Origin of the sequence: Methylorubrum sp. SL192, assembly GCF_026672325.1 — a bacterium.
In the GTDB taxonomy this organism is placed as follows: Bacteria; Pseudomonadota; Alphaproteobacteria; order Rhizobiales; family Beijerinckiaceae; genus Methylobacterium; species Methylobacterium extorquens.
Window position 1 is genome coordinate 7,501 of sequence record NZ_JAPPQV010000003.1, and the last position, 15,625, is coordinate 23,125.

At 70.1% G+C, this 15,625-nt stretch carries 16 protein-coding genes (1 of these 16 cut by a window edge); 10 read left to right on the plus strand and 6 right to left on the minus strand.

Annotation, left to right across the window (positions count from 1 at the left end; genetic code table 11):
* On the plus strand, nt 1-628 hold the 3' end of the coding sequence (locus OVA30_RS01050; protein ID WP_268174293.1) for a M23 family metallopeptidase. 1,466 nt of this gene lie to the left of the window's left edge; 628 of the gene's 2,094 nt are visible here — the last part of the coding sequence; the start codon falls outside the window, past its left edge; the stop codon is at nt 626-628.
* Between the two features lie 30 nt (nt 629-658).
* Here the strand turns inward: OVA30_RS01050 and OVA30_RS01055 are convergent, their stop codons facing one another.
* The 3 genes from OVA30_RS01055 to OVA30_RS01065 form a co-directional block, all read right to left on the minus strand.
* Complete coding sequence (locus OVA30_RS01055; RefSeq protein WP_268174294.1) at nt 659-1,168, minus strand: lysozyme inhibitor LprI family protein; 510 nt, start codon at nt 1,166-1,168, stop codon at nt 659-661.
* Between the two features lie 66 nt (nt 1,169-1,234).
* Nucleotides 1,235-2,125, minus strand: coding sequence for a tRNA glutamyl-Q(34) synthetase GluQRS (gene gluQRS, locus OVA30_RS01060; RefSeq protein WP_268174295.1), 891 nt, complete (start codon nt 2,123-2,125; stop codon nt 1,235-1,237).
* A 32-nt stretch (nt 2,126-2,157) separates the two neighbouring features.
* The gene (locus OVA30_RS01065; protein WP_015821615.1) at nt 2,158-2,457 is read right to left on the minus strand and encodes a hypothetical protein; all 300 of its coding nucleotides are present in this window, start codon (nt 2,455-2,457) and stop codon (nt 2,158-2,160) included.
* A 223-nt stretch (nt 2,458-2,680) separates the two neighbouring features.
* On the opposite strand from OVA30_RS01065, the gene OVA30_RS01070 reads away from it, so the two are divergent.
* The gene (locus OVA30_RS01070; RefSeq protein ID WP_003605291.1) at nt 2,681-2,899 is read left to right on the plus strand and encodes a hypothetical protein; all 219 of its coding nucleotides are present in this window, start codon (nt 2,681-2,683) and stop codon (nt 2,897-2,899) included.
* 22 nt (nt 2,900-2,921) lie between these two features.
* Here the strand turns inward: OVA30_RS01070 and htpG are convergent, their stop codons facing one another.
* Together htpG and OVA30_RS01080 are read right to left on the minus strand one after the other, a co-directional pair.
* Entirely contained in the window at nt 2,922-4,802 is a 1,881-nt protein-coding gene (gene htpG, locus OVA30_RS01075) for a molecular chaperone HtpG (RefSeq protein ID WP_268174297.1), read from the minus strand.
* Nucleotides 4,803-4,956: 154 nt separating this feature from the next.
* Nucleotides 4,957-5,271 (minus strand): hypothetical protein, encoded by a 315-nt coding sequence (locus tag OVA30_RS01080; RefSeq protein WP_056502728.1) that lies wholly within the window; start codon nt 5,269-5,271, stop codon nt 4,957-4,959.
* A gap of 315 nt (nt 5,272-5,586) precedes the next feature.
* Here OVA30_RS01080 and OVA30_RS01085 point away from each other — a divergent pair, with 315 nt between their 5' ends.
* The 7 genes from OVA30_RS01085 (at nt 5,587) to OVA30_RS01115 (ending at nt 14,064) form a co-directional block, all read left to right on the plus strand.
* Nucleotides 5,587-7,182: a gamma-glutamyltransferase family protein gene (locus OVA30_RS01085; RefSeq protein WP_268174298.1), complete on the plus strand. Its 1,596-nt coding sequence runs from the start codon at nt 5,587-5,589 to the stop codon at nt 7,180-7,182.
* A gap of 102 nt (nt 7,183-7,284) precedes the next feature.
* On the plus strand, nt 7,285-8,922 hold the full coding sequence (locus OVA30_RS01090; RefSeq protein WP_268174299.1) for a dihydroxyacetone kinase subunit DhaK: 1,638 nt from the start codon (nt 7,285-7,287) through the stop codon (nt 8,920-8,922).
* Between the two features lie 8 nt (nt 8,923-8,930).
* Nucleotides 8,931-9,779, plus strand: coding sequence for a class I SAM-dependent methyltransferase (locus OVA30_RS01095; RefSeq protein WP_268174300.1), 849 nt, complete (start codon nt 8,931-8,933; stop codon nt 9,777-9,779).
* Nucleotides 9,780-9,834: 55 nt separating this feature from the next.
* Nucleotides 9,835-11,127 carry an oxalate/formate MFS antiporter gene (gene oxlT / locus OVA30_RS01100; protein ID WP_012606040.1) on the plus strand — a complete coding sequence of 431 codons (1,293 nt, stop codon included), beginning with the start codon at nt 9,835-9,837 and terminating at the stop codon, nt 11,125-11,127.
* Nucleotides 11,128-11,245: 118 nt separating this feature from the next.
* Nucleotides 11,246-12,481: a precorrin-6y C5,15-methyltransferase (decarboxylating) subunit CbiE gene (cbiE, locus tag OVA30_RS01105; protein ID WP_268174301.1), complete on the plus strand. Its 1,236-nt coding sequence runs from the start codon at nt 11,246-11,248 to the stop codon at nt 12,479-12,481.
* The gene (locus OVA30_RS01110; protein ID WP_268174302.1) at nt 12,460-12,885 is read left to right on the plus strand and encodes a cobalamin biosynthesis protein; all 426 of its coding nucleotides are present in this window, start codon (nt 12,460-12,462) and stop codon (nt 12,883-12,885) included. The genes cbiE and OVA30_RS01110 overlap by 22 nt, the downstream gene beginning before the upstream one ends.
* Before the next feature lie 87 nt (nt 12,886-12,972).
* Complete coding sequence (locus OVA30_RS01115; protein ID WP_268174303.1) at nt 12,973-14,064, plus strand: GGDEF domain-containing protein; 1,092 nt, start codon at nt 12,973-12,975, stop codon at nt 14,062-14,064.
* Nucleotides 14,065-14,138: 74 nt separating this feature from the next.
* Here OVA30_RS01115 and OVA30_RS01120 read toward each other — a convergent pair whose 3' ends face one another.
* Nucleotides 14,139-15,047: a LysR family transcriptional regulator gene (locus OVA30_RS01120; RefSeq protein ID WP_268174304.1), complete on the minus strand. Its 909-nt coding sequence runs from the start codon at nt 15,045-15,047 to the stop codon at nt 14,139-14,141.
* 108 nt (nt 15,048-15,155) lie between these two features.
* Between OVA30_RS01120 and OVA30_RS01125 the strand changes: the two genes are divergently transcribed.
* A complete protein-coding gene (locus OVA30_RS01125) occupies nt 15,156-15,599 on the plus strand; it encodes a PACE efflux transporter (RefSeq protein WP_268174305.1) in 444 nt (147 codons plus the stop codon).
* The last annotated feature ends 26 nt before the right edge of the window (nt 15,600-15,625 follow it).

The window sequence follows — 15,625 nt, forward strand, 5'->3', positions numbered from 1 at the left end:
GCTCTACGCCGCGCTCAATCTCGGGGGCGAGTCGCGCAAGGTCTACCGCTTCCAGTCACCGGATGACGGCTCGATCGATTATCTCGACGAGCAGGGCCGCTCGCTGAAGAAGTTCCTGATCCGCAAACCCATCGCCGACGGCATCATGCGTTCGGGCTTCGGCTACCGGCGCCACCCGATCCTCGGCTATGCCAAGCTCCATACCGGCGTCGATTGGGCCAACCCGATCGGCACGCCGATCGTGGCCGCCGGCAACGGCACGGTGATCAAGGCCGAGTGGGATTCGGGCTATGGCCGCCGCGTCGAGGTCCAGCACATCAACGGCTACGTCACGACCTACAACCACATGTCCCGCTTCGCCCGCGGGGTCAGTGCAGGCAGCCGCGTCCGGCAGGGACAGGTGATCGGCTATGTCGGCTCGACCGGCCTCTCCACCGGCGCGCACCTGCACTACGAGGTGATCATCAACGGGCACTTCGTCGATCCGATGAAGATCCGCGTACCGCGCGGTCGCGAGCTCGACGGCCGGCTGCTCGCCGAGTTCAAGCGCCAGCGCGACCAGACCGAGGCGACGATGCAGAAATCGAAGACCGCCACGGCGATGGCGCAGCGCGACGCGATGCGGTGAGGCGGCCTTCCTTACCGCTCCGCAAAGAAGTCAATGATCCCCATTCTCAACGATCTCCATCAAGTCGAACGTCCTGAGCGCGGTTTGCTCCATGAAGCACTCGCTCGATAGCGGCCCGGCAAGGGTTCCGCCCCGGTAGACGTGATAAGGCCATTGACACGTTTGGCTGCGAAATTTCAGCCAAGACTGCTGTGCACCCTTCAAGTAAGCCTTACCTTCATCATCGAAGCCAACCATCGCTTGCTGGTAGGTACGGTTCAAAAGCTTGTCCCAAATCGCGTGCTCTCGGCCGATGCACGCGCTCATACCCATCGTGGTGGCGCCATCTTGCGTATCCCGACAAGGTCCAGCCACGCTTCCGATGCAGGTGCGCCGTTGGGCGGACGTCTCCTTGCCCTTGAGGCACGCCTCGATCGTCGCCGCATCCTTCGCAGGCGAGGCAGGGCGATCCGCTTCCTGCGCAACGGAAGGTGCGGCGAGCGCCCAGGCCGACAAAATCAGGATCGCGCGAAACGATCGCATCGTGCCCAGCCCCCTCATGGTCGCTCGCCGCTCCTCACGAATTCCCGATGGGTCGCTGCGGCACAAGCCCCGTGAGACGCAGGATCAACACAACCGTGAGAACCCAAGACGCGCCCGCACATCTTCAGCGGTAACGCCACGGGCGCGCAGATCGGCGAGCGACTCGGAGCCCTTCGACTTGGCAAGCTTCTCGCCGTCCTCCGCCCGGATCAACCCGTGATGGTGATAGGCCGGCATGGGACAGTGAAGGAGGTGCTGGAGCAGGGCGTGCAGGTCGGTCGCCGCCTCCAGATCCTGCCCACGCACGACATGCGTGATCCCCTGCACCGCGTCGTCGCAGACCACGGAGAGGTGGTAGCTCGTCGGCACGTCGCGTCGCACGATCACCGCATCGCCCCAGCGGGCCGGATTGGCACTGACCGTCTCCTCGGCGCCGTCATCAGGCGAGAAGCGGCGGATGAGGAGGGGATCGGCCAGCGTTCGGAGCGCGGCCGGCATGTCGAGGCGCCAGCTATGCGGCTCGCCTCGCTCGATGCGGGTGCGTCGCGCGTCGGCGGATAGAGCGCGACAGGTGCCGGGATAGAGCGGGGCGCCGTCGGGATCGCGCGAAACCGGCGCGCCGCGCGCCTGACGGGCCGCGACCTCGGCCGCGATCTGCCCCCGCGAGCAGAAGCAGGGATAGATCAGGTCCCTCGCCGCCAACACGTCGCGCGCCGCGGCGTAGTCCGCAAAATGCTCGGATTGGCGGCGGACCGGTCCATCGAAGCGGAGCCCGAGCCAATCGAGGTCGGCCAGGATGCCCGCCACGAATTCGGGCCGGGCGCGGCCGAGATCGATATCCTCGATCCGCAGGAGCAGCTGTCCGCCGAGGGTCCGGGCGATGCGGGCGTTCAGCAGGGCGGAGTAGGCGTGACCGAGATGCAGGCGGCCATTCGGGCTCGGGGCGAAGCGGAGCCTCGGTTCTGGGGCTTGCATCGTGTGTCCAGACACGCCGGGCGCGCCTTCGCTTAAGGCTCTCCGGCGCCGCGCAGGCAGGTCACGGGGCCGGGGGTGCAGGCGATGCCCGGCAGCGAACAGGCGGTCTCCTCACCGATCCGGCGGCAGACCTTGCAGCCGTCGCCCCACTCGGCGCAGCTCTGATTCTGGGCCGGGTCCGAAGCCGGAACGGCTTTCGGCGCGGGTTGATGGGCCGCACGCGGCGCCAGGGCTCCGATCAGCACGGTTGCCGCCACGAGCGCGATCACGCTCCATGTCACCGTGCGGTCGAGACGGGCGGATTGCGGATCGGTCGAGAGTTCTGCGGCCATGGCCCGGTGTTGGCGCGGATGCGGCGGGACTGTCAACGCCGCGGCGTCAGACCGGTGTGGGGTCCGGTTTCAGGGGGCTGGCCAAGCTTGAAACGCAGGGGTGGCCGACGCTCCGTGCAACTAGAGTGGGAACATTCGGCACGCTCATTGCGATGCCGCTGGCAGGAACACGAAGAAGCGGCCCTGGGGAGGAGAGATCGACGCCAGCACGGAGCCTCCACGCATGCTCTACGGCCTCTACTTCCTGACCTGCATGGTTGCGAACCCGACCCATTGCGTCATGCGGGTTCACCGCTTCAACGAAGACATCGTCACCCCGCAGCAATGCCTGTCGGTCGCCCAGCCGCAGATGGCGGCATGGCAGAACGCCCACGGCGACCGCTGGCGCGTCGCCCGCTTCCGCTGCGGCTCACCCCCCCGGGATGACGGGACGCGGATCTGATCACCCGCATCCCGCCCTTTCCTCAGGCAGACTCGGCCGGCTTCGCGGCGGTGCCCGCCAGCGCCGCCGCGACGGCACGGGCGAAGGCCACCGGATCGCGCGGCGTGTCGCCGTCCTGAACCCGGGCGAGGTCGAGCAGCGTGCCGGCCTCGGCCTTCAGATCCTCGCCCGCCTCGGCCCGCGCGTTGAGCGACCGGATCAGGGCGTGGCGCGGGTTGATCTCCAGGATCGGCGCAGAACCGCCGAAGCCGCGGCCGGCCCGGCGCAGCAGGCGCTGCATCTGGAGGTCCGGCCCCATGCCGGAGGTGGCGAGCACCACGGCGCTGTCCACGAGGCGGTCGGTGGTCCGCACGTCGGAGACGTCCGGCTCCAGCGCGAGCTTGAGGGCGACGACGAGCGTGTCGAGCGCGGGCGCCGCCTCGGCCGTCTCACCCTCGGGCTTGAGTTTGGCGAGGTCGGCCGAGCCCTGCGTGACCGAGCGAAGGGGCTTGTCCTCGAACTTGCCCAACTGCTCCGGCCAGAACGCATCGACGTGGTCGGACAGCAGCAGAACCTCGACGCCGCGGGCGCGGAAACCTTCGAGCTGGGCGGAGTTCTTCAGCGCCTCCACGTCGTCGGCGACGAGGTAGTAGATCGCCTCCTGCTCGGGCTTCATCCGCGCGACGTATTCCGGCAGCGAGGTCCAGCCACCTTCCGTCGAGGAACGGAAGCGCAGGAGCGGCGCGATCTCGGCGCGGCGCTCGAAATCCTCGTAGATGCCTTCCTTCAGCACCGGCCCGAAATTCTCGAAGAACTTCTGGTATTCCTCGGCCTTCTCGGTGTTCTTCGACCGGCTCGACAGCTCGTTGATGACGCGGGTGGTCACGGCGCGGCGGATCTTCTGCAGCGTCGGCGTCGATTGCAGCATCTCGCGGGAGACGTTGAGCGGCAGGTCGTCGGTATCAACCACGCCGTGGACGAAGCGCAGCCAGTTTGGCAACAGCTCGGCCTCGTCGGTGATGAACATGCGCCGCACGTGCAGCCGCACCTTGGAGCGCCGGTCATCTTCCATCGGCATGAACGGCTTCATGCTCGGCACGAACAGGAGGCCGGTGAATTCGAGCGCGCCCTCCGCCCGCCAGTGCAGGGTCGCCCAGGGCTCGTCGAAGCCGTGGCTGACGGTGCGGTAGAACTCCTTGTACTGCTCTTCCGTGATCTCGGATTTGGGCTTGCGCCAGAGCGCGGTGCCCCGATTGGCGGCTTCCTCCTTGCCCTCCGCATCGCGGATGGCGATCGGCACGGCGATGTTGTCGGCCCATTTGCGCACGACGTGGTCGAGCCTGTAGCTCTCCAGATACTCGTCGGCGTCCTCTTTCATGTGCAGCACGATGTCGGTGCCGGGCTGCTCCCGGCTCGCCGGCTCCAGGGTGTAGCTGCCCTTGCCGTCGGAGGCCCAGGTCCAGGCCTCCTCGCTGCCCGCCCGGCGCGAGGTGACGGTGACCCGGTCGGCGACCATGAAGGCGGAGTAGAAGCCGACGCCGAACTGGCCGATCAGGCTCGGGCGCTGGTCCTCACCGCCCTCCGCCGCCCGCTCGCCGAGCGCCTGCGAGAACGCGCGCGTGCCCGAGCGGGCGATGGTGCCGAGGTTCTGCGCCAGATCCTCCTTGCTCATGCCGATCCCGGCATCGGAGATCGTGAGCGTGCGCGCCGCCTTGTCGGGGGCGATCAGCACCCGGGCGTCGGAGGGGAGCGCCAGGGCCTCGTTGGTCAGCGACTCGAAGCGGCGCCGGTCGGTCGCGTCGGCGGCGTTGGCCACCAATTCGCGCAGGAAGATTTCGCGGTCGGAATAGAGCGCGTGGACAACGAGGTCCAAAAGGCGCCCGACCTCGGCACCGAATTCGTGCCGCTCTACCGTCTCGCTCAAAGGCCACTCTCCCCGTCTGGCGTGCCGTACCCGAACACCCGCGCCGATGCGGCGGGTGCTCGGAGGATCACGCGAAAAAGCGGGGGCGATATGCCCATGGCGCGACGGCAATTCAATCGCCGCGGGCGTGTGCCGGCGGCGAAATTGTCGCGTTTCAGGCTGCCAAAGCCGTCGGCGACACCGCGCTCACGGCCGGCGCGGCCTCGATGCGTTGGTGCACGGTGTCGAACGCGGTGCGGATGGCCACCACCGCATCCTCGACGGCGACCAGGGCAGCGAGTTGCATATTGCCCGGCACCTCGCCGACGCGGCGCGTCGCGACGACAAGGGAATGCTCGAGCCTCAACAGTTCTTCCTCGGCACTCGCCCCGGAAAGATGAGCCAACCGCTGTAGCGCGGCCTCCAAAGCATGGCGCAAGACAAGTGTTCTCACGCGATCCTGAAGGATCGCCCGTTCGTTCTGCTTCATGTGCGGAGATACCTGCCGATTCGCGAGGACGATCATGTCATCCCGCCCGCATCGGCGCAGTTCCTTTTCTGCAACATTTGCAAAAAGGCAGAGGCGCTACCCGGAACCATTTCGGCTTGTGGGAATTCCGCCCGTCTCCGACGCATCCTGAGCGCGCATCCGGAGCCATCTGCGATCCTGCGGGAGCCGGTCGCGCGATCGCGGAATGCCGGGGGTGCGTGGTGGCGGGGAGCACGGCAGTTGCCCTTCGCGCCGACGCGTGGTCCTGATCCTGCCTCTCGGCCCGTCCGATCTCAGGTTCCGTCAGAGTCCGTCATGCCCGACACGCCCGTCTTCGCCCATGCGGCCGTTGCCGCCCCCCACGCGCTGGCGGCTTCGGCCGGGCAGAACGTACTGGCGCAGGGCGGCAACGCCATCGAGGCGATGGTCGCGATGGCCGCCGCTATCGCGGTGGTCTACCCGCACATGAACGGCATCGGCGGCGACGGCTTCTGGCTGATCCGCGAGCGGAACGGTCGCGTGCGCGGCATCGAGGCCTGCGGACCGGCCGGGCAGCTCGCGACCCGCGCCCGCTACCGGGAGAAGGAGCTCGACGCGATCCCCTCGCGCGGTCCCGACGCGGCGGTGACGGTGGCGGGCACCGTCGGCGGCTGGCGCCTCGCGCTCGACATGGCGCGTGCCTTCGGCGGCCGGCTCCCCCTCGATACGGTTCTGGCCGACGCCATCCGCCACGCCCGCGCAGGCTGCCCGGTCTCGGCCTCGGAAGCGCGCTACGTGCCAAAGGAACTCGACACGCTGCACGACGCGCCGAATTTCGCTGCGACCTATCTCGATGACGGCAAGCCCTACGCGGCGGGTGCGATCCGGGCGCAGCCCAAGCTCGCCGACACCCTGGCCCAGCTCGCCCATGCCGGGCTCGACGACTTCTACCGCGGCGATATCGGCCGCGAGATCGCCAGCGACCTGGAACGTCTCGGCGCCCCCGTCACCCGCGCCGACCTCACCGCCTACGCGGCCAAGGAGCGGGCACCGCTGACCCTGCGGCGGCGCGACGCCACGCTCTACAACTTCCCGCCGCCGACCCAGGGCCTCGCGGCGCTGATCATCCTCGGGATCTTCGACCGGCTGAACATCGCCGCGCCGGAGAGCACCGCGCATTACCACGGGCTGATCGAGGCGACGAAGCGCGCCTTCGCCATCCGCGACCGCTTCGTCACCGACTTCGACCGCCTGAGGGGCGACCCGGCCGCCTTCCTCGATCCGAAGCGCCTCGACCGTGAGGCGGCCCTGATCGACATGCGGCGGGCGGCGAGCATCCCGGTCCGCTCGGGCGAGGGTGACACCGTCTGGATGGGCGCGATCGACAATGAGGGCATGGCCGTCTCCTTCATCCAGTCGGTCTACTGGGAGTACGGCTCCGGCACGGTGCTGCCGGGAACCGGTATCTGCTGGCAGAACCGCGGCATGTCGTTCTCGCTCGACGCGAACGCGGTGAACCCGCTGGAACCGGGCCGGCGCCCGTTCCACACCCTGATCCCGGCGCTGGCCGCCTTCGATGACGGCCGGGTGATGTCCTACGGCTCCATGGGCGGTGACGGGCAGCCGCAGTTCCAGGCGCAGATCTTCACCCGCTACGCCGATTACGGGATGTCGGTGGCCGATGCCGTGGACGCGCCGCGCCTGCTCTACGGCCGCACCTGGGGCGCCGAGTCGCTGAGCGTGAAGGTCGAGGACCGGTTCGATCCGGCCTGCATCGCGGCGCTCCGGCGCCTGGGCCACGACATCGAGGAGTTGGGCGGCGCCTATATCGACTCGCTGGGTCATGCCGGCATGCTGGTGCGCCATGTCAAAGACGGGCGGATCGAAGCGACGCACGATCCGCGCTCCGATGGCGGCGCGGCGGGGCTTTGAACTAAGACGCGGCTTGCCCCGCGCCGAGTGGGCGGTACCCTTCGCGCAAAACTCGTCCGATCGGCGGGCGCGACCGGAGGAGTGATACGGGAGGCGATATCCTTGGCTCACTTCATCAACGACCGCGCCGGGCTCGTGACCGACGCCATCGACGGGCTCGTCGCAGGCAGCGGCGGGGCGCTGGCACGGCTCGACGGCTACCCCGAGATCCGCGTCGTGCTGCGGGCCGAGCCCGAGCCGGACAAGGTCGCCGTCGTCTCCGGCGGCGGCTCGGGCCACGAGCCGGCCCATGCCGGCTTCGTCGGGCCGGGGCTGCTCACGGCGGCGGTGTGCGGCGACGTGTTCGCCTCGCCCTCCGTCGATGCCGTGCTCGCCGGCATCCTGGCGGTGACGGGCGAGGCCGGCTGCGTCCTCATCGTGAAGAACTATGCCGGCGACCGCCTGAATTTCGGCCTCGCCGCCGAGCGCGCCCGGGCGCTCGGCCGCCGGGTCGAGACCGTGCTGGTCGCCGACGACATCGCCCTGCCCGACGCGGCCCGGCCGCGCGGACTCGCCGGCACGCTCTTCGTCCATAAGGCCGCGGGCCACGCCGCCGCCACCGGCGCGCCGCTCGCCGAGGTGGCGGCACTGGCCCGGCGCACGGCCGCCGCGGTGCGCACGCTCGGCATCGCCGTCTCCACCGCCACGATCCCCGGCTCGAAACCGGAGCCGCGCCTGCACGAAGGCGAGGCGGAACTCGGCCTCGGCATCCACGGCGAGCCCGGCATCGAACGCATCGATCTGCCCCGCGCCGACGCGCTCGCCGCGCGCATGGCCGCGCGCTTCCCCGCGCCCATCGCGGGGGCCGACAGGCTCGCGCTCCTCGTCAACAATCTCGGCTCGACCACGGCCCTGGAGATGGCGGTGCTGACGAAGGCCGTGCTCGCGACCGACCTCGGGCGGCGGGTGCGGCTTCTGCTCGGCCCCTCCCCGGTCATGACCGCGCTGGACATGCACGGCGCCTCCCTCAGCTTCCTGGCACTGGACGATGTCCTCGAGGCAGCACTTCTCTCCGAGACACCAGTCACCGCCTGGCCGCGCGCGCGGATCCTGCGCGAACCGGTCGTCCGACCGCTGCCGGAGGGGGTCGCCGGCGGGCCGGCACCGGCGCCCTCGCGGGATGCGGTCGTCGCCGCACGGATCGAGGCGGTGGGCCGGGCGCTGATCGCGGCGGAAGCCTCGCTCAACGCCCTCGACGCGCGGGTCGGCGATGGCGACACCGGCTCGACCTTCGCCGAAGGTGCGCGCGCCGTACTGGCCGATCTCGACCGGTTGCCCCAGGCCGATCCCGCGGCCCTGTGCCGTGCGCTGGGCGAGCGCCTCGAGCGCGCCACGGGCGGATCGAGCGGCGTGCTGCTCTCGATCTTCTTCGCCGCCACAGGCGCGGCACTCGCTGCGGGTGCGGACTGGCCGGCCGCCTGCGCCGCCGGCGTCGCGCGGGTGCGCGAGATCGGCGGCGCAGGCCCCGGCGACCGCACCATGCTCGACGCGGCGATTCCGGCGGTCGCGGCGCTGGCGGCCTCCGGCCTCGACGCGGCGGCGCAGGCCGCCCGCGCAGGCGCCGAGGCGACCGCCGGGATGGAGCGGGCCGGGACCGGCCGCTCCAGTTACCTCGCCGGCAAAGACCTGAAGGGCCATCCCGATCCCGGCGCGGTTGCGGTGGCGACCGCCTTCGAGGCACTGGCCTCAGGATCGAAGTGAGTGGATCGATGACAAGCACCCTGAACCAGGACCAGAGCGACTACTGGAACGGCGAGGTCGGGCAGCGCTGGGCCCTCTACCACGAAGCCCTCGACACGGCCTTCGCGCCCTTCACCGAGGCCCTGTTCGCCCGCGCCGCGCTCGCGCCCGGCGCCCGCGTGCTCGATATCGGCTGCGGGGCGGGCGACACGGCGCTCCGCGCCGCGCGGCAGGTCGGGAGCGGCGGCCATGTTACCGCCGCCGACCTGTCCGAGCCGCTGCTGGCTGTCGGCCGCGAGCGGGCGGCGCGGGAGGCGCCGGGCGCCGCCCCGATCGATTGGCTTCGGGCCGACGCCCAGGATCACGCCTTCGGTACCCGCTTCGATCACGCCCTCTCCCGCTTCGGCGTGATGTTTTTTGAAGATTCCACCGCGGCCTTCGCCAACATCCGCCGCTCCCTCGTGGCGGGCGGGCGATTGAGCTTCCTATGCTGGCGGAACATGTCGGAGAACGCCTGGGTGACGCTGGCGCGGGACGCGGTGCTGCCGATACTGCCCGAGGTCGAGGCACCCCAACCAGGCGCGCCGGGGCCCTTCCGTTTTGCTGCGCCGGCGACGCTCCTGCCTACTCTTGAGGCAGCCGGTTTTCACGCCATCGAGTGCGAGCCGGTGGATCGGATGATGCGGGTCGGCGACACGCCCGAGGCGGCGGCCGACTTCGTAGCGACCCGCGGCCCCATCGCCCGCCTGCTGCGCGAGCGAGAGCCGGACGTGAAGGACGCTGCCTTAAAAATCATCACGGCGTTGTTCGGAGACCGCTTCGGGTCCGGCCCGGTGGAACTCGGCGCCGCCTGCTGGCTCGTCACCGCTCGAACCTGAGGCTTCACCCCTGGCACGCCCCTTGCTCAGGCCCGACGCCGCAAGGGAGTGAATGATGCATACAATTTCTGATCGGACGCGGTGGATCCAGCTCGGCCTCGGTCTCCTCGTCATGATGACGATCTCCAGTCCGCAATATGTCTGGACCCTGTTCGTGAAGCCGTTCCAGGCGACCACCGGCGCGAGTCTCGCCGCCGTGCAGGTCGCCTTCACGATGCTGATCGTGCTCCAGACCTTCTTCTCGCCGGTCCAGGGCTGGCTGATCGAGCGCTTCAGCGCCAAGGCGATGATCGCCCTCGGCGCCGCCCTCTCGGGTCTCGGCTGGGTCGCAGCCTCCTACACCGACACGCTGTGGGGCCTCTACGCGACCTACGGCCTGCTCTGCGGCCTCGGCACCGGCATCGTCTATGTCGGCGTGGTCGGGCTGATGGTGCGCTGGTTCCCCGAGCGGCGCGGCTTCGCGGCCGGCGTCGTGGCGGCGGGCTACGGCATGGGCGCCATCGCCACCACCTTCCCCATCACCGACATGATCGCGGCCTCGGGCTACCGCCACACGCTGTTCGTGTTCGGCGCGGTCATGGCCGTGATCGGTGTCGCCGCAGCGCTCGGCCTGCGTACGCCGAAAGCCGGTGAGACCCCCGCCATCCCCGCCGACAAGGTGGCGAGCGCCGCCCGCGACGTGGCCCCGGCTCAGATGCTGAAGACCCCGCTGTTCTGGCTGATGTTCGCCATGATGGCGATGATGTCGACCGGCGGCCTGATGGTGGTCGCGCAGTTCTCCGCCTTCGCCAAGGAGTTCGGCGTCGCCGACGCGATGGTGTTCGGCTTTGCCGCCCTCCCCTTCGCCCTCACCTTCGACCGCATCACTAACGGCCTGACGCGACCCTTCTTCGGCTGGGTCTCGGACCATGTCGGTCGCGAGAACACCATGGCGGTGGCCTTCGCGCTCGAAGCCGTCGCCATCGGCCTGCTGCTGATGTTCCGCGAGAACGCCTACGCCTTCGCCCTGCTCTCGGGCGTCGTGTTCTTCGCCTGGGGCGAGATCTTCTCGCTGTTCCCCTCGACGCTCACGGACACCTTCGGCACCAAGCACGCCACCACCAACTACGGCTTCCTCTACATGGCTCAGGGCGTGGGCTCGCTGCTCGGCGGCCCCGTCGCCGCGCTGATCCACGACGCGGTCGGAAGCTGGGTGCCGGTCTTCGGCATCGCCATCGGCCTCGACCTCGTGGTGGCAGCCCTCGCGTGGTTCGTGCTCAAGCCCGCCCGCCGCGCCTATCTCGGCGTGCCCGGACCGGCCGTGCCGGAGATGGCCGCGCCGCTGGCCGTCCGCCCGGCGGTCGGCTGAGGCGCAGGCCGAGCCCAGCCCCTGGCCGTTCCGGCCGGGGGCGCGTAACGAAGTCCGCGAGACGGCTCCCGTCATCGCGGACTTTTTGCATGCAATCGACCCTGCGGCAGCCGCTGCCATGACGGCGCCGTCACTTGTGCCTGATCACGCCCCGTGGCTCGCCATCGTCGGCATCGGCGAGGACGGGCGGGCGGGCCTCTCGCCCGCTGCCGCCGCCGCCCTCGATGCGGCGGAAGTGGTCTATGGCGGGCGCCGCCACCTCGCCCTGGCGGCGCCGCTGTCCGCCGAGACCCGGCCCTGGCCGAGCCCGATCGACACGGCCTATCCCGGCATCCTGGCGCGGCGCGGCCGGCCGACCTGCATCCTCGCCACCGGCGACCCGTTCCATTACGGCATCGGCGCCGAGCTCGCCCGGCTGGTGCCGGCGCACGAGATTCGCGCCTTTCCGCAGCCCTCCGCCTTCAGCCTCGCCGCGGCCCGGCTCGGCTGGTCGCTGCCCGAGACCGCCTGCCTCACCCTGCACGGGCGCGACCTTTTCGGCATCGTGCCGCATCTCCAGCCCGGCGCCCGCATCCTCGCCCTGTCCTGGGACGGCGCGACGCCCGCGGCCGTCGCCGCGCTGCTTACGGAGCGCGAGCTCGGCTCCTCGCGGCTCATCGTGCTCGAAGCCATGGGCGGTCCGAGCGAGCGGGTTCGCGAGGCGCGCGCGGAAAACTTCGACCTGAGCGAGATCGCCGCCCTCAACACCCTCGCGGTCACGGTGGAAGCGGCACCCGGCGCCCGGATCGTCCCGTTGAGCCCCGGCCTCGACGATGCGTGGTTCGAGAATGACGGCCAACTCACCAAGGCCGAAATCCGCGCGGTGACGCTCGCGGCCCTGCGCCCGCGGGCCGGCGAAACCCTGTGGGATCTCGGGGCCGGCGCCGGCTCGGTCTCGATCGAATGGTGCCTGCGCCATCCCGCCAACCGCGCCGTCGCGGTAGAGCGCCGGCCGGACCGGGCGGAGCGGATCGCCCGCAACGCGCGGGCTCTGGGCGTCGCGCCCCGCGTGCAGGTCGTCGTCGGCGGCTCGCTCGCCGCTTTGTCCGCCCTCCCCTCCCCCGGGGCGGTCTTCGTTGGCGGCGGTGTCGCCGAGCCCGGCCTGCTCGCCGCCTGTCGCGACGCGCTCCCGCACGATGGCCGCTGTGTCGCCAACGCCGTCACCCTGGAGGGTGAGGCGGCCCTGCTCGCCGCCTTCAGTGAGGCCGGGGGTGCCCTGCGCCGGCTCTCGGTCGCCCACGCGGTGCCGGTCGGCGGCCTCACCGGCTGGCGCCCGGCTATGCCGATCACGCAATGGGTCTGGACGAAGCCGTGACCCCGCCCCGCGTCGTCGCCGGCATCGGTTTTCGCCAGGCGACGACAGCCGCGGAGATCGTCGCGCTGCTGAACCGGGCGCTGGCCGAGGCCGGGCTCGCATCGGGGCAGCTTACCGCCATCGCCACCGCCGCGGACCGGGCCGGCGAGCCGGCGGTCCGCGAAGCCGCCGCCGTTTTCAGCCTCGCGCCGACCGCCCTCGATGCGGCGGCCCTGATGGCGGTGGATGCGCGGGTCGTGACCCGCTCACGCCGGATCGAGGCGAGCCGCGGCGTCGGCTCGGTGGCGGAGGCGGCGGCGTTGGCCTGCGCCGGCGCGGCGGCGCGCCTCGTCCTGCCCCGCATCGCCAGCGCGGGCGCCACCTGCGCCCTCGCCGTTGCGGACCCGGCCTCAAGCCTTCCTTAACCGAGACCGCGAAGAGGCCGCCCGGCGAAGGGAACCTTTCACGCGATACGGCGAGGATGGCCGCGTGAAGCAGGGAGGGGCGAGGCGGTGACGGACTTGTCGGTTCCCACCCTGCAATTCACCGATTTCCTGGTGTTCGGCGCCTGCGCCGCGATCTTCCTCTGCGCGTGGCTGCTGCACCGGCAGAAGACCTACTTCCTCTGCTTCGGGGCCAGCTACGCCGTCTGCGCGGCCATGGCCGTGTGGTTCGTCGATTTCGGCTATTACGGCAGCATCTGGTCGCCGTTCGGTTGGTCGCTCGCCGGGGCGACCTTCTGGATCGGGCTCCGGCTCTTCGACGGGCGCCCGGCGGTGACGGGGCCGATGATCGGCCTGTTCGTGCTTCCTACGGCGACGCATCTCGGGCTCACGCTCGCGGGCGGTAGCGCCGTCGCGGTCAATGCCGGCAGCACGATCGCCTATGCCGTCCACGAGGCGGCGGCGGCCGTTTACGTCTTCCGAAGTTCACCGCGGCGATCCCCGCTGCGGCACCTGATCGCCGGGGCCCTGCTCGCGATCGCGCTGGTGATCTGCCTGCCCCTGCTGCCGGTGTCCGAGGCGTCGGTCCGGCTCTCCGTCATCGCGATTTTCATCGTTGATCACGTCACCTCCATCCTCCTGACCACGGCGATTCTCGCCCTGGAAGCGGAGCGGGGCTATGCCGCCGTCGCGCGAATGGCGCGAACGGACGCGTTGACGGGCGCGCTGAACCGGCAGGGCCTTGCGGCCGAGACCGGCGGCGTGACCGAGGCCGGCATCATCGTCGCGGACCTCGACCATTTCAAAGCGATCAACGACCGGTTCGGGCACGCTGCGGGCGACGCGGTGCTACGCGACTTCGCCGCGCGGGCGACCGCGCTCCTGCCCGAGGGCGGCCATCTCGCGCGGCTGGGCGGCGAGGAGTTCGGAATCGTGCTGCCGGCGCACGATCACAACGCGACGACCTATCTCGCCGAACGCCTGCGCCGCGCGGTCGGCGGCGCGCCGGTCGCCTGGAAAGGATCGGCGGTTCCGATCACGGTGAGCCTCGGCGTCGCGATGCTCCGAGCCGGCGAGGCGCTGAGCGAGAGCCTGGAACGCGCCGACAAGGCGCTTTACGACGCCAAGACTGAGGGCCGGAACCGCGTCCGGGTCGCGTAAGCGCGTCGTTCCGAAAGCAGGGGTGAGCGGGCACCGCTGCGCCGTCCGCCGCTACCTTCCGCGAAGCCCGTTCCTTAGTCCGCCCGGTCGCCGCCTGACACGCTGCCGATCCGCTCCGCCGCGAAGCGCTCACGCAGCCATGAAGCGGCGGGGCCGCAGGGCCGCTGCTTGTGCCAGACCAGTTCCAGGGCGATGGGCCAGTCGCCCTTGTCGAACTGCAGGTCCGGCGTGACGAGATCCGGTGCGGTGAGGGACGAGGCGATGACGTGATCGGTGACGAAGGCCCAGCCGATCCCGTGTTTCACCATCTCCAAGATCACCCAGTGGCTCTCCACCCACCACACCTCGGCCGCCACCCGCAGACGGCGCTTCTCCGGCCCGTCGCTCCGCGCGGCAACGAGGATCTGGCGGTGGCGTTTCAGCTCCTCCCACTCCACCCGCGCCTTCGCGAGCGGATGGTCGCGTCCGCAGACGAGCTTGAGCGGCACCCAGCCGATGGTCTGGAAGCCGAGTTCCGTGGGTAGGATCTCCTGGCGCCACATCACGCCGAGGTCGGCCGCCCCGGACTGCACCATGCGGCTGACATCCTCCATCAGCGGGAAGAGCAGTTCCAGTTCCACGAAGGGGAAGGCCTGAGCGAAATCGGCGAAGAGAGCGCCGAGCGCGTGCTCGGGGTAGAGTTCATCGATGGCGACGACCAGCCGGTTCTCCACCCGCTGCTCCAGGCTGCTCGCCACGCCGATCAGGTGCTCGCGCCGGTCGAGAACCACGCGCGCCTCCGACAGCAGCCGCTCCCCCGCCGGGGTGAGCACCGGGTTCCGGCCGGTCCGGCTGAACAGCGCCAGCCCCAGATCGGCCTCCAGGTTGGCCACCTGCGTGCTGACGGCCGATTGCGCCTTCCGCAACATGCGGGCGGCGCCCGAGAACGACCCGGCCTCGGCCGCCGCCACGAAGGCTTGGAGTTGGTCGAGCGAAACGGCCATCTATCTGATTTCCGGATACATCCTAACTTTGCAGCCAGGGTATCGCCGATAGAAGGCGGCGGACCAACCCAGACCTTCCGGGCCAATCCCGACTTGCCGAGCCAATTCATGCGCACCACACGCGACCGTATCCGTCACGCCCTCCTGTTCGAGATGTTCGGCCTCGCGCTCATCATTCCGTTCGGAACGGTGCTGTTCGGGCTGCACGCCTCCGAGATGGGGGTGATCGGCGTGGGCAGTGCCATCACCGCGGCTGCCTGGAACTACGTCTACAATCTCGGCTTCGATCGCGTGATGCAGCGGTGGACCGGGAACACGCGCAAGAGCCTCGTCCTGCGGGTGGCTCACGCCGTGCTGTTCGAGGCCGGGCTGCTTCTGATCCTGATGCCGCCGATCGCATGGTATCTCGGTATCGGCCTCGTCGAGGCTTTCGTCATGGATCTCGCGATCGCGGCCTTTTACGTGGCCTACGCCTTCGTCTTCAATCTGGCCTACGACCAGGCCTTCCCGCTGCCGGGCTGGGGCGAAGTCGCGGCGGAGCCGTCCCGCTGAGGCGTTCCCCTCAATGCTCTGCCGCA

Bases quoted from the DNA above. Each gene is read 5' to 3' on its own strand.
- OVA30_RS01055 (WP_268174294.1), bottom strand. From the start codon at position 1,168: ATGAGGGGGCTGGGCACGATGCGATCGTTTCGCGCGATCCTGATTTTG.
- gluQRS (WP_268174295.1), bottom strand. From the start codon at position 2,125: ATGCAAGCCCCAGAACCGAGGCTCCGCTTCGCCCCGAGCCCGAATGGC.
- OVA30_RS01065 (WP_015821615.1), bottom strand. From the start codon at position 2,457: ATGGCCGCAGAACTCTCGACCGATCCGCAATCCGCCCGTCTCGACCGC.
- OVA30_RS01070 (WP_003605291.1), top strand. From the start codon at position 2,681: ATGCTCTACGGCCTCTACTTCCTGACCTGCATGGTTGCGAACCCGACC.
- OVA30_RS01080 (WP_056502728.1), bottom strand. From the start codon at position 5,271: ATGAAGCAGAACGAACGGGCGATCCTTCAGGATCGCGTGAGAACACTT.
- OVA30_RS01085 (WP_268174298.1), top strand. From the start codon at position 5,587: ATGCCCGACACGCCCGTCTTCGCCCATGCGGCCGTTGCCGCCCCCCAC.
- OVA30_RS01095 (WP_268174300.1), top strand. From the start codon at position 8,931: ATGACAAGCACCCTGAACCAGGACCAGAGCGACTACTGGAACGGCGAG.
- oxlT (WP_012606040.1), top strand. From the start codon at position 9,835: ATGCATACAATTTCTGATCGGACGCGGTGGATCCAGCTCGGCCTCGGT.
- cbiE (WP_268174301.1), top strand. From the start codon at position 11,246: ATGACGGCGCCGTCACTTGTGCCTGATCACGCCCCGTGGCTCGCCATC.
- OVA30_RS01110 (WP_268174302.1), top strand. From the start codon at position 12,460: ATGGGTCTGGACGAAGCCGTGACCCCGCCCCGCGTCGTCGCCGGCATC.
- OVA30_RS01120 (WP_268174304.1), bottom strand. From the start codon at position 15,047: ATGGCCGTTTCGCTCGACCAACTCCAAGCCTTCGTGGCGGCGGCCGAG.
- OVA30_RS01125 (WP_268174305.1), top strand. From the start codon at position 15,156: ATGCGCACCACACGCGACCGTATCCGTCACGCCCTCCTGTTCGAGATG.